Below are 13,093 nucleotides of genomic sequence, written 5' to 3' on the forward strand. Positions count from 1 at the left end.
CAGTTATATCATTGATTTGAAAGAGGATAGGTTTGTTCCGATTCTTAAAGAATATGAGGAAAGCGATTTTGAAAATGATAAAGAAAAATTAGATCAAGTAGAAAAGGAAAAAATTGAGAATATTCAGAGATATGCTTCCAAATTTGATTTAAATGTAGATCCTGAAGATATTTTTATCTATACCTCTTCTGGTTTTTTGGTTAGAAATATTGACCCAAGTAAGTTGAAAAAATTGCGAAAAGACACCAAAAACATTTCGAGCATTCAACAGAATTTTACCATGCAAGATATCAGGGCCAGAATGCAAAGTATCGGGCCGCTTCCGCAAAATATCCGGGCAAGAATGCAGGGGCCAAATCCCGGTCTGGAAGATATTCGTGCCAGAATGCAGGAATGGGGCTATGATACAACAAAATTTACCAGCAAGGGAATTTTAACTGTAGGCGGTGGTGAAAATCCGGTGACGACAAATCGAAAAATATGGATTGTGGATTCCGGAATTGACGGAAATCATCATGATTTTACCGGTCAATTAGGTTCTACTCTACACAAATCATGGGTTGAGACGAGCCCAGATGAACTTAATCCTTTGATCGATTTTATCGGGCATGGAACCCATGGTGCAGGTGCTGCAGCAGGAAGAGCCTATAATCAAACACAACCTAATTCCTCAGAATTGATAGGTATGAATGGAGTCTCTCCCGGAGCACAATTGGTGTCCTTAAAAGTATTTGCCAATGATAGAACTTCAGAATGGGCTTGGTTTCTAGAAGCTCTTGAGTATGCTGGGAAGAAAGCAAAAAAAGGAGATGTAATATCTCTTAGTTTGGGAGGTTATGGAAGCTGCACTGATACCACATTGAATAAAACACTTAAATATCTTTCAAAGAAGAAACTTTTTGTAGTCATGGCAGCAGGAAACGGTGTGGATGGAGTTGGGGTGAATGTCAATGGCTTTCTTCCCGCTTGTGTTGATGGATTGGAGGGAGTTTATACCATAGGTTCAGTAAGACAGGATTTTCTTTTTCCTAATTTCCCTTTTAGCTTTTCTGTTTTCTCAAATTTTGGAACTCAGCTAGATTGGATGGTGCCAGGCGAACTTATATTCTCCACTTATCCCGGAAACAATTATTCTGTTAGTTCTGGGACCTCTGTTGCCACGGCAATGGTTGCTGGGATTATCCATGCAAATGGTGGCCCACCAATAGAATTTGCAACGGTGGTTGGGCCTCCAGGTACAAAAACCTACAATATTGGCAGGAGAAAAACGCAGTAAAATAGCTATGGTTTTTGCCAGTAGGAATCCTGAAGATCATCAGGAGCCTTATTTGTCAACAAAACAAATCAATTAGTTTTTGGCTAAAAAAGTGAGAAATCACATTTGATTTTCAGCAAGAATTTAATGTGAGTGTTATTTATCTCGTTCGAGAGATGTAGCAGCCATTTTGGATTTTACCTCACTGATATCGGAATGGATTTGTTTAATGATTTTGAGGTAAACTGGATCCTTTCTGAGACTTTTAAAGGCAGGATTATTTTCCGTCAAAAAGTAGTCTCTCCAGCCTCTTTCATAGGCCATTTGGAGGAATTTCAAAGATTCTGAGTATTGATTTTTTACAGTGTAGGCATGTGCCAAATCAAAGGGGAGATAATAATCTTCATACCCATCGTTGATGGCTTTAGTTTTTATCCGAATTACAGTATTCAAAATTGAATCAGAGAGTTGGACATTACCTTTTTGTTTTAGCAGATAGGAATAATGAATTGGAAATGAAGCGTATTTCGGGAAATTCCAGTCAGGATAATCTGCTACTGCTTTTTCAAAAAAAAGAAGCGCAGAATCCGGCTCATTTAAATAAAAATAGATATATCCCAATTGTTCGAACCCCCCTTTTCCGACTTCCATAATCCGCTTTGCCTGTAATTTTGCGGAATCACTTTTTCCTTCCAAAATATAAGCGCTGGCAATTAGGTGGTATGTTTCAGGGGATTTAAATTGCTCCAATGACTTTTCAAACCAGGCATGGGCTTTCTCGAAATCTCCTAGAATCTTATAACTCCAGCCCATGTTTTGATAAGGCAAAGCAGCTTTTGGGTTGAGTGAAGCTGATTTTGTCTGAAGTGAGATGGCCGTGATCAAATCTCCCTGAGCAAAGTGAATCGAAGCCAAATTGCCTATCGCATCACTTAAATTTGGATTAAAACTGATTGCAATATCAAAAGAGTTTTTGGCCTTGGTGAGTTGGCCCATTTCATAGTAGGTTGCTCCTCTGGCGCTGAATCCTTCGGCTAATTTGGGCTCCAGAGCCAGTGCTTTTTCACTCATATCCAAACTTAGGTCAAGCCAAAGTGTATCAGGATGGTTATAGCCTAGCTGATAATAAGTTTTGGCCAGCCAAGTATAAGCCAGCGCATAATTCTGATCCAATTCGATGGCCTCTTTCAGATAGGTTGAGGCAAGCCTTAGGCTAGAATCATTAAAGGATTTATACAAATCCTTTGCTCTAAACACCAGATCATAGGCTTCAGGATTGGTAGTCTCTCCTTTACCGATTTGTGTGGCTTCCTCTGCGGTAAGTCTGGCATCTAAAACTCTGGCAATTTCGCGGGCTAAGTCATTTTGAAATTGCGGAATATTGCTTCCTTCACGGATGTAGGATTCTGTCCAGATGTTTTTGTTGTTTTTCACATCCACCAATTGAAGACTGATTCTAACTCCGGATTCTAGGCTTTCAACGGTTCCCTTGAGAACGGTACTTACATGAAGAAATTTTCCAATAGAATCCAATGGTAATTTCGGATTATTGTACTTACTCATTGTGGAATAGGAGATGGTCTTGATCGAACTGATTTTGGAAAGTTGATCGATAAGATTTCCAGTTAAGGCAATAGGGAAATAGTCAAAATCCTTGTTGCCACTTAAGTTCTGAAACGGGAGTACAGCGACGGATTTATCCTTTTGCCAAGTAGGGTCTCCCCAATACATAGAATACAACAAAGCCCCGAATAGTATCACAATGGCGGCCAAGCCCACCCGGTTTTTCCAGGGATTTCGCTCCTGGTATTTTATATTTCCCAGAATATCAGACCGTTTTGGTACAGCTAGGGGTTCATTGGTCAAAGCATAAAGCTCCAGGGTATGTTCTACATTTTTCAGTTCAAATGCTCCGAGTTTAAGGGTTCTAAAGCTTTGATCCTTGTAGATATCTTTGCAGACTCGGTCAGAAAAAACAATGCTACTCGGGATACCCACACTTTGAATTCGCGAGGCGATATTGACCGCATCACCAAAAATATCCCCATGATCAAATATTATTTCTCCGGACTGAAGTCCGATTCTCAGTTGATATTTAGCATTTTTCAGACATTTTTTCTGGATCTCAAGACAGGCGTTTAGTGCGTCCTCCGAGGTCTCAAAGACCGCAAGGATGCCATCACCAAGTTCCTTTATAAGCTGGCCACGATATTTGGCAAGAATTTCCTGATGGACCAGAAGGTTCTCCTTCATCAGCTCAAATGCTGCATTTTCGTCCTTTCCCATCAATCGGGTATAGCCGACGATATCCGAAAAATAAACCGTAGAAAGTTTGCGGTTAAGCTCAGCCTGCATAAAAGTGATCTCTTAGAGCAAAATAGTACTTTCAATTGCTCTTTTAATCTAACGTATTTTTGGTTAGGATAAAAATAAGTTAGGGCGGCAATTAGCCTATTTCCTAAGAATTGGGGTATTTTTCATACCCCTAAACTTGACTGATCAAGTTATCCAATTGTCCTTTTGATGAATAAATCACTTCTTTTTCTCTGCCTTCTTTGCCTTCCCTTTGTTTCTGCCTATTCACAGGTTTCTGCCTCTTGGCAATTGATCGAAAACAAATTCACTGACGCGGCCTACCATCGGGCTGAACTTGTCTTGAAAAACACCTCAGGTCAAAAGCTGGATGCCGGTTGGAAGTTGTATTTCAACACGGCTTTTATCTCAGTACCGACTGAGGCAAAAGACCCTAACTTGGTCATCACTCACTTACAGGGTGATTTTTATGTTTTGGAGGGCAAATCACAAACTCCGGCCCTTGCAGCCGGTGAAGAATTCATAGTGGAATACAAATCCAATGGGCCATACCTGAAAAATTCTTACGCGCCTGAAGCACTGATTTTTCTGAAATCTGATGGAAGTCACTTTGAAATTAAGGATTACAAGGTCAAGACCTTTACTACCGATCAATTTGCGGAAATGACCAAGGGGACTCCCTTGCCGGTTCCGACTTCAGAGCGGATTTTTTCCAATAATCAAGGGCTGACGGTACTTCCGGAAAGTACTCTTCCTCCATTTCTACCTACTCCAAAATCCTGGAAGTATACCGGCCAAACCCTGAAAGTAAAGAATGCAGGTCTGGCTGTGGTTGGAATTCCTGAGTTTACCGAAGCGTCTAAATTTCTGCTTCAGGCTATCAAAAATGGGTATAAGCCCAAAGTGAATGCCGCCGAAGCTCCTGTACAGATTCGAATCCAAAAGACCGAAGGCTTGGCAGAGGAAGGTTATAAAATCAGCATTTCAGACCGAAAAGTGGTCATCTCAGCTACCCACTCAAAGGGAGCTTTTTATGGAGTACAGTCCTTCCTGGCTTTGATGCCGGCAGAATTTTGGGCTGGAACAAGCGACGAATTGTCACTTCCTCAGGTTGAAATTGAAGATTTCCCAGCCTATGGCTATCGTGGGTTCTTCCTCGATGTGGCAAGAAATTTTCAGCCAAAGTCACAGATCCTGAAAGTGTTGGATATGATGGCTTTTTACAAGTTGAACGTGTTTCATTTCAACCTGGCAAATGACGAAGGTTGGAGGCTTGAAATCCCGGGACTTCCTGAACTGGTGGAGTTTGGCAGCAGAAGGGGATTTTCAACCGACGAATCGGAGTTTTTATGGCCATATTATGGTTCCGGTGCGGATCCGAAGAATAGCCCAAGTGGGACAGGATATTACACGGTGAAGGAATTCCAGGAAATTCTGGCCTACGCCAAAGCCCGAAATATTGAAGTGATACCGGAATTGGGAGTTCCGGCCCATTCCAGAGCGGCAATTCGAGCCATGGAAAAGCGTTATCATACCTTGCTGAAAGCCGGTAAAACTACCGAAGCACTTCAATACCGCCTTGCCGAAGACAATGATCCGAGCAAATACCTTTCCGCTCAGAATTTCAAAGGCAACACCATGTGTGTCTGCCAGGAATCCACCTATACTTTTTATGAAAAGTTGGTGACTGAGGTGAAATCCATGTACCAAGGTGCAGGAGTGGAATTGAAAAACTGGCATACAGGAGGAGATGAGGTGCCGCGTGGTGTTTGGACAGAATCTCCGGTTTGTAAAGATTTTCTGGCAAAAAATCCTGAATTGAAAGTTGAGGACCTGAATGACTATTTCAGAAGCCGGGCAGCAGGAATTTTGAAGAAAAACGGACTGGAAATGGGAGGCTGGGAAGAAATCGGTCAAACCCATGTGGGTGAAGCTGTAGTACCTAATCCCAAATTTGCAGACCAAAATTGGAGACTTTATGCTTGGAATGCAGTAGCTGGCTGGGGTGGGGAGGATATGGCTTACAGACTTGCCAATGCAGGTTACCCTGTTGTGATCTGTTCCAGTGCCAATTTTTACTTTGACCTTGCGTATGATTGGGACGTTAACGAAAGAGGTCATACCTGGAGCGGAGTAACTGACATGTATCAATCCTGGAAAACTGTGCCAGGCAAACTCTACCTTTCCCATGATCTGACCATCGAAGGAAAAAACTGGAATTGGGAGGAAGTGGGTAAGAACTTTACTCAGCTGACAGCTGAAGGCCGGAAAAACATCATCGGTGTATCCGGACAGGTTTGGACGGAGACTATCAAAGGTCCTGAAATGCTGGAGTATTACATTTTTCCCAAGATGCTTGGCTACATCGAGCGGGCTTGGGTTGGTGATCCCAATTGGTCAAATGCCAAATCTGAAGCAGAAATGAAGGCTCAGAGGGTTCAGGACTGGAATGTTTTTGCCAACATAGTGGGACAAAAGGAAATTCCAAGACTTGAAAAAATCTTCGGGGGCTTTAATCATCGGATTCCAAAACCGGGAGTGATGGTCAAAGATGAAATGATCTATGCAAATGTTCAGGCTCCCGGAATGATAATCCGATATACCCAAGATGGTTCCGAACCGAATCAAAATTCTCCGGCTTACACTCAGCCAATCCCAAAAAAAGGAGGGGAGAAATTCCGGGTATTTACCCCTTCCGGTAGATCAGGTCCTGTTCAGGAACTCGATTGGGAGATAATTCGCAAGTAGTTGGCCCAGATCGAAACAGAAAAGACCTTATTGATATCGAGATCAATAAGGTCTTTTCTTTTGAGGTTAGTGGATCAATTACAGGAATTTGATCTCAGCTTTGTATTTCGAGATGAGCGAATCGTTATGTGTTTCGCCACCATTTGAATTGGAGCTGTTGAATACTTCGGGAACGACTCCATTTTCAAGAGCGATCGCTGCTGCCTGAACCATAATGGCATTGAGCAAAGCCGCGCCAACTACGGTAGAGGTGGCGCCAACATTGGTATGTAGTCCGTCAAGATTGATGGAAGCGTCTCCGATTTCTCCGAAGGTGTCCAGAAAAATATCGCTGACCTGGAAAAGCTTCAATCCTGAAGAATGCCTGGAATCGACGGATTTGCTATGTGCATAATTGGTGATGACGATTACTTTGGCCCCTTTTTCCTGGGCGATCTGCGCCAATTCAATGCTTACAGAATTTCTTCCGGAATTGGATGCGATGATAAAAACATCCTTTTCTGTAAGAGTATAAGGTTTAAAAAGTTTTTTGGCGTAGCCTTCCCTGCGTTCAACTTCGGTACTTCCGGAAGCGTCCTTGTGCAGCATCAGGTCTGGATCCAAAATCGGAATAACCCGTGCAAATCCCCCTGCTCTGTAGAAAATTTCTTCAGCCAGCATGTGGGAATGCCCCGTACCACTGGTATAAATCCAGCCATTATTGGATATAGATTTTGCGATCCATTTCGCGGCTATGCATATTTCCTTTTCTTGTCTAAAGGCCCGTTGAAGTTTTTCAAATACAACTTCTCGGTAACGCTTATAGGGTTCTGAACACATTTTATGGTATGGAGGGTGAATTTTTAATTAAGTAAGATTTCGTCTACAAATACCCAACCTTTCTCCCCGGCCCCAGGATGCCATGAAGGTAATTTTGAAATAGGCTTAATCCTGATTTTAATCTTTTCGAAAGGAGTTTCCGGCAGAGGAAAGGATAAAACACCAAATCTAACGTCTTCAATTTTTTGGGATTGGGTGATTGCCGCAGTTGGTTGTTTTTGCCAATCTTTTGGGTTTCCGGTCCAAATTTCAACCGATTCTGGCGGAAATAAGTATGCGGATTCGTTGAGTAGAATACTGAGACTTAGTTCTTTTGGACTAGTCTTACCATCTAAAAATATTTCAATTTCCAAGGGAGCTTCCCTAAAACCAAGCCAATTGCCTGAGGTATGGTTGGTCTTTCCTTTTATTCCGTCAAAAAGCGAAGTGGCACCTTTCGCTGAATATTTTGGATTAGGCTCATTTGCGAGGGTGTAGGATTGGGGTTTAATTCCCTCCTTGAACAACAAATTGGAAGTGGTCAAGCTTCCTATCCAATCTTTTGCAAAGGCTTTTGCCCGGATTTGGGCCGTTTTTTTGAGCCAAATAGGGGAAGAATATACTGGACTGTTGATGCTGTCTGGGTCAGATCCATCTAGAGTAAATCGGATTTCGGCAGTTCGGATTGGATGTGAAATAATCAACTCCGTGGAATCCTGAAAAAGCTCTTTATTAAATTCGATTTTTGGAGGATTCAGGGGATATATAATTCCTTTTCCATCAAATCCAAAGTCAATTTGAGTGGATGCCAACTCCTTGGCCAGACGTTCTTGAGCTGCTTCATCCAAACCAGAATTCCACAGAAAAAGCTTTTTTACCTGCTTTAACTTTGCCAAAGCTTCTACCGCCTCAGGACCCATTTCATTGCCTGAGAGCGCTAGGTTTCTGAGATTGGCCAGACCTTCCAGATTCGAAATCTGTTTTGCAGAAATCCCGGTGAAATTCATTTGCAATTCTTCCAGATTTGGGAAATCACGAAGGAAACCTAAATCGACGGATTCCAAAGGCATTCGGTTTAGATTGAGCTTCACGACTTGCTCCTTTACTTTTTTCAGATCCTTCAAAGATTCCGGATCGAATGCCGAAGTTCCGTAATAGGCTATTTCCAGGGCAGGAGAACCGGGGAAAACAGGATTCACTTTTCTGAAGAAGTTATTCAGATCCTTGATGTCTGAATCTGATGCCGGATCGAACGTGTAAGATTTTTGATTGGAAAATCTGTTGGAAGCCAACTGGAAAAGTGGTTCTTCGGATTTCAGATCGGTAACTTTTTGATCAAAAGAACTTCCGGCAGCCACCCAAAGCTGAAGGATTTCCAATTCCTCATCCGTGAGTTGGGCCTTGTTTTTTGGCGGCATGTGCTCTTTCGAATCGACAGGAAGATTGATGCGCTGAATAAGAAGAGATTTTTCCAAATCTCCAGGAATCACAAACGGGCCATTTTTTCCTCCCTTTTGCAATCCTTCCAAATGGTCCATGCGAAGTTCACCTTTCACCTTTCCATCCTTGTGACAGGCAATGCACTTTGCCTCCAGGATAGGTCGAACCAAATGCTGAAATACTTCTGCATCCTCTAAGGCCACGAACTCCACCTCATTGGACTGAATTGGTGCTAAAAGAAAATCCTCTCCATGGGTGAGATTGGCTCCAAAATGTCCGGTCAGCGTAATGGCAACCGCCAAAGCACTTGTGGAAATGCGGAGGAATTGGGTGGATTTTTCCCTATAAAAGTAAATCAGCACAGCCAAAGCCAAAGAAGCAACTCCCAGCCAATGGTGCCAAAGCAAGGCATCGCCGTCATAGCCTTCATTGGCCAGCAGTAGGCCAGCCACTACGGTGATACCTGTCAGATTTGATCCGAAAAGAAGTATCTGAGTTCCGATTTTTTTCAGTTTTTCATCAGAAACCCAATACAAGCCAACCGCCATAAGCAGTAAGACTATGGGAAAATGAAGAATAAGCGGATGTGCTCTTCCCAGGACTTGGAGAAGTGCGGGAATTTCTAATCTGTCTCCGGCCAAACTCAGCACAAGTGCCAATCCAAGCCAAACGAACAGCAAATTTTCTAGGATCGGAATAATCCGGGATACTTTGGGCATAAAGGGAAATTAAGCAATCAGGTCTTTTACTACTTTGCCATGCACATCCGTGAGGCGGTACCTTCTTCCAAGGTGTTTGTAGATGAGTTTTTCGTGGTCAATTCCCATCAAATGCATCACTGTGGCTTGGAAATCATGGACATGGACGGGGTTTTCGGTGATGTTGTAGCCAAAGTCATCCGTCTCGCCATAGACCATTCCGGACTTCACTCCTCCACCTGCCATGAAAATGGAGAACGCTCGCGGATGGTGATCCCTTCCATAATTTTCAGGAAGGATTTTTCCCTGACAGTAATTGGTTCGGCCAAACTCTCCACCCCAAATGATCAATGTTTCGTCCAATAAACCTCGTTGTTTCAAGTCTGTGATCAATCCGGCTGTGGCTTGATCCACATCTTTGGCTTGACCGATCATTTGGTTTGGCAGGTCACCATGGGCATCCCAACCCTGGTGATAAAGCTGGACAAATCGGACTCCGTTTTCAGAGAGTTTTCTGGCCAAAAGGCAGTTGGCGGCATACGTTCCCGGCACCAGACAATCCGGTCCGTAGAGCTTCACCACGCTGTCAGGTTCCTTGGTGGTGTCTGTGATTTCCGGTACAGCAGTCTGCATGCGATAGGCCATTTCATATTGCTGGACTTTGGCATTGATTTGCGGATCATTGAATTCCTGATAGTTCAATTCATTCATTGCTGCGATCTGGTCCACCATTTTTCTGCGCTGGTCGCGGCTCATTCCATTCGGGTCAGACAGGTAAAGCACCGGATCGTCTGAATTGGAAAATTGGACTCCTTGGTGGGTTGCATCCAGGAATCCATTACTCCATAGCTTGGAATACACACCTTGTCCGTTTCCTTTTCCACGGCTCAAAAGCACGCAGAAAGCAGGAAGGTTGGCGTTTTCACTTCCCAATCCATAGCTCAGCCATGAACCCATGCTTGGTCGATTGCCAACCTGAGCACCGGTTTGGAAAAAGGTCAAAGCGGGATCGTGATTGATTGCTTCGGTATGCATGGATTTGACGATCAGTAGATCATCGACCACGCTGGAAATGTGTGGGAAAATGGAGGAAATCCAGGCTCTGCTTTCACCATATTGGTTGAAACCAAAATAGGAACCGACCAAAGGGAAGGAGCTTTGTCCTGCTGTCATTCCGGTCAGTCGCTGACCTGCCCGAATGGAATCTGGAAGTTCCTGACCAAAGTTCTTGTTCAAAAGAGGTTTGTAATCGAAGGTCTCCAGCTGTGAGGGTGCACCGTTTTGGAAAAGGTAAATGATCCGTTTTGCCTTTGGGGCAAAATGCGGCAAGGCACGCATCAAACCATCCTCAGCTTCTTGCTTTCCGGAAAATAAATCCGGAATCAAAAGGGAGCCCAATGCAACACTTCCTATCCCCAAGCTCAGCCTGGAAAGAAATTTCCTGCGGTTGTGATTAAGCCCCTGCTCTAATAGTTCCTTTTCCATCTCAGCTTTTGGTTATTGTTTCTTCCAGATTATACATACTCACGATTACCTGCATCAAGGCGGCATTTTCGGGAGTGATTGCTTTTTCATTCATTGGATATTCACCGACATCCAAGGCTTTTTTGGCGTTTTCAGGATGTGCTTGAAATTCCTCCAACTGGGCTTGGTAATAATTCAATAAGAGGTCTTTCTCCTCGGATTTCATCTCCCGGCAAACTATCCGCTTGAATGCCTCTGCAATCGCCTCTTCTCCTTCAAGGTTTTCAGATAGTTTGGTTGCCAAGACCCTGGAAGCTTCCAAGACCATCGGATCATTCATCATCAACAAAGCCTGAAGGGGGGTGTTGGTTCGGTTTCGGCCGATTTCGCATCTGTCCCGATTGCTGGAGTCGAATATGATTGCTTTCGGTGGTGGAACCGTCAGCTTGATGAAATTGTAAATTCCTCTTCGATAGAGCTTGTTTCCTGAGTCCTGAACATAAGTTGCCAAAGTTCCTCTACCGGAAGTCGCTGCTTCCCAAAGTCCGGGTGGTTGATACGGTTTCACACTTGGTCCACCGATTTCACCGTGGAGCAATCCGCTGCTTGCCAGTACCAAATCCTGAATATGCTCAGCTGACAGTCTCAATCTCGGTGCTCGGGCCAGGTAAAGGTTGTCCGGATCAATGTCCAAGTGATCTTGGGAGATCGCTGCCGATTGCTTGTAAGTGGAAGAAAGCATGATCTGTTTGATCAGTCTTTTGATGTTCCATCCATTTTCCATTAAATCTGCTGCCAGCCAGTTGAGCAGTTCGGGATGGGTTGGCAAATCTCCCTGCATTCCAAAGTCACCGGCAGATTTGACTATTCCTTTCCCGAAGATTTCCTGCCAAATCAGATTGACAAAGACCCGGCTGGTCAATGGATTGTTTCGGTCAGTGGCCCATTTGGCCAAACCAAGGCGGTTTTTCTCCAGATTTTCAGGAAATTCGAAAATTGAGGCAGGTGTAGATACGTCCACTGAGTCGGTCGGAGCATCGTAAACTCCCCGATCGAGAATGTAGGTGGTACGCTTTTTCTCATTTTCACCCATCACAGACACACTGAGTTTGGTCGTGTCCGAATGGTTGATGAAAGTCATGATGCTGTCGATGTCATTTCGCTCAATCCACAGGATTGGGGTTTTGGCTGGTTTGGATTGGCTAACATCTCCCTCAAATCCTTTTTCCTTGGAATTGTTGAAGAAGGCAAATAGCTCGTAGTATTCTTTCTGGGAAAATGGATCGTACTTATGGTCGTGGCATTGTGCACATTCCATGGTAATTCCCAAAATCCCTTTGCTGAAAGTGTTTGTTTTGTCAAGGACATATTCGATCCGGTATTCTTCCTCGATGATCCCGCCTTCTTCGGTGTACTTATGGTTTCTGTTAAAAGCCGTGGCCAAAATCTGCTCTTTGGTGGCGTTTGGCAGGAGATCTCCGGCAAGTTGCCAGGTCAAAAATTGGTCATACGGAAGGTTATTGTTGAATGCATGAATCACCCAATCCCGGTAAGGCCACTGGGATCGGACCTCGTCATCCTGATAGCCATAGCTGTCGGCATAGCGTGAGATATCCATCCAAAGCACGCCAAGTTTTTCTCCAAAGGCAGGCTGCTGAAGCAATTCATCCAATAGTTTTTCATAGGTATTTTCACCTGAAAAATCCGCGTATTTGTCCAGAATCTCAGGAGTAGGGGGAAGTCCAGCAATGTCGAGACTGGCTCTTTTGATCAGTTCATGAGGCTTGGCTTCCGGATTTGGCTCCAGCTTTTTAGCCAGCATTTTCCGAAAAGTAAAGGCATCGATTTCATTGGTTCCCCAATCTGACTTAGGGACGGCCGGTTTTTCCACTTTCAAAAAGGCCCAATGCGGCTCGTATTTGGCGCCCTGCTCGATCCATTTTTTGATCAAGGTGATTTCCTCTGGAGAAAGCGAAAGATTAGACTCCGGCGGAGGCATCAGCTCACCGGGATCTTCTGAAATGATTCTATGGTAAACTTGGGATTGGTCGGGATTTCCTGCTACAAGTGCAAACTTTCCGGGACTTTCCTTTAGTGCTTTAAAAGCACCTTCTTCGGTGTCGAGCCGCAAATCTGCCTCCCGCTTATTGGCGTCAGGTCCGTGGCAGGCGAAGCATTTATCAGAAAGGATCGGTCGGATATGAAAGTTGTAGCTGATCTGGTCAGAACCTTCCAATTCGATTGATTCGGCACTTTTTGATCCACAACTCCAAGCTAGAATTGCCGGAATTATCATCCCAAAAAGGTGCAGGGATTTGAAGGAGGTCATTTGGGTAAATTTTAAGCTTTAGGTTAATGTATTCCTGGATTTTTGAGG

Annotated in this window: 7 protein-coding genes; 2 read left to right on the forward strand and 5 right to left on the reverse strand. The window is 43.9% G+C overall.

All coding sequences use genetic code 11. From position 1 onward, the window contains the following. The coding region (locus B0E43_RS16500; RefSeq protein WP_168171960.1) for a S8 family serine peptidase at window positions 1–1,276 on the forward strand (1,276 nt) is incomplete at its 5' end. Window positions 1,277–1,411: 135 nt separating this feature from the next. Here B0E43_RS16500 and B0E43_RS16505 read toward each other — a convergent pair. Further along, entirely contained in the window at window positions 1,412–3,610 is a 2,199-nt protein-coding gene (locus B0E43_RS16505) for a tetratricopeptide repeat protein (protein WP_077351762.1), read from the reverse strand. 168 nt (window positions 3,611–3,778) lie between these two features. Between B0E43_RS16505 and B0E43_RS16510 the strand changes: the two genes are divergently transcribed. Beyond that, window positions 3,779–6,316 (forward strand): family 20 glycosylhydrolase, encoded by a 2,538-nt coding sequence (locus tag B0E43_RS16510; protein ID WP_077351764.1) that lies wholly within the window; start codon window positions 3,779–3,781, stop codon window positions 6,314–6,316. A 78-nt stretch (window positions 6,317–6,394) separates the two neighbouring features. Here the strand turns inward: B0E43_RS16510 and B0E43_RS16515 are convergent, their stop codons facing one another. The 4 genes from B0E43_RS16515 to B0E43_RS16530 are packed head-to-tail and all read right to left on the reverse strand — an operon-like array spanning window position 6,395 to window position 13,045. Further along, the gene (locus B0E43_RS16515; RefSeq protein ID WP_077351766.1) at window positions 6,395–7,135 is read right to left on the reverse strand and encodes a sugar isomerase domain-containing protein; all 741 of its coding nucleotides are present in this window, start codon (window positions 7,133–7,135) and stop codon (window positions 6,395–6,397) included. Window positions 7,136–7,158: 23 nt separating this feature from the next. Further along, on the reverse strand, window positions 7,159–9,273 hold the full coding sequence (locus tag B0E43_RS16520; RefSeq protein WP_077351767.1) for a c-type cytochrome domain-containing protein: 2,115 nt from the start codon (window positions 9,271–9,273) through the stop codon (window positions 7,159–7,161). 9 nt (window positions 9,274–9,282) lie between these two features. Continuing rightward, complete coding sequence (locus tag B0E43_RS16525) at window positions 9,283–10,737, reverse strand: DUF1501 domain-containing protein (RefSeq protein WP_077351768.1); 1,455 nt, start codon at window positions 10,735–10,737, stop codon at window positions 9,283–9,285. A 1-nt stretch (window position 10,738) separates the two neighbouring features. Next, window positions 10,739–13,045 carry a PSD1 and planctomycete cytochrome C domain-containing protein gene (locus B0E43_RS16530; protein ID WP_077351777.1) on the reverse strand — a complete coding sequence of 769 codons (2,307 nt, stop codon included), beginning with the start codon at window positions 13,043–13,045 and terminating at the stop codon, window positions 10,739–10,741. Window positions 13,046–13,093: the final 48 nt, after the last annotated feature.

The sequence above is a fragment of the Algoriphagus sp. A40 genome, assembly GCF_002002735.1.
Classification (GTDB): domain Bacteria; phylum Bacteroidota; class Bacteroidia; order Cytophagales; family Cyclobacteriaceae; genus Algoriphagus.

What these genes read in the sequence shown, in the direction of transcription:
- B0E43_RS16505 (WP_077351762.1), bottom strand. Translation starts at nt 3,610, where the DNA reads ATGCAGGCTGAGCTTAACCGCAAACTTTCTACGGTTTATTTTTCGGAT.
- B0E43_RS16510 (WP_077351764.1), top strand. Translation starts at nt 3,779, where the DNA reads ATGAATAAATCACTTCTTTTTCTCTGCCTTCTTTGCCTTCCCTTTGTT.
- B0E43_RS16515 (WP_077351766.1), bottom strand. Translation starts at nt 7,135, where the DNA reads ATGTGTTCAGAACCCTATAAGCGTTACCGAGAAGTTGTATTTGAAAAA.
- B0E43_RS16520 (WP_077351767.1), bottom strand. Translation starts at nt 9,273, where the DNA reads ATGCCCAAAGTATCCCGGATTATTCCGATCCTAGAAAATTTGCTGTTC.
- B0E43_RS16525 (WP_077351768.1), bottom strand. Translation starts at nt 10,737, where the DNA reads ATGGAAAAGGAACTATTAGAGCAGGGGCTTAATCACAACCGCAGGAAA.
- B0E43_RS16530 (WP_077351777.1), bottom strand. Translation starts at nt 13,045, where the DNA reads ATGACCTCCTTCAAATCCCTGCACCTTTTTGGGATGATAATTCCGGCA.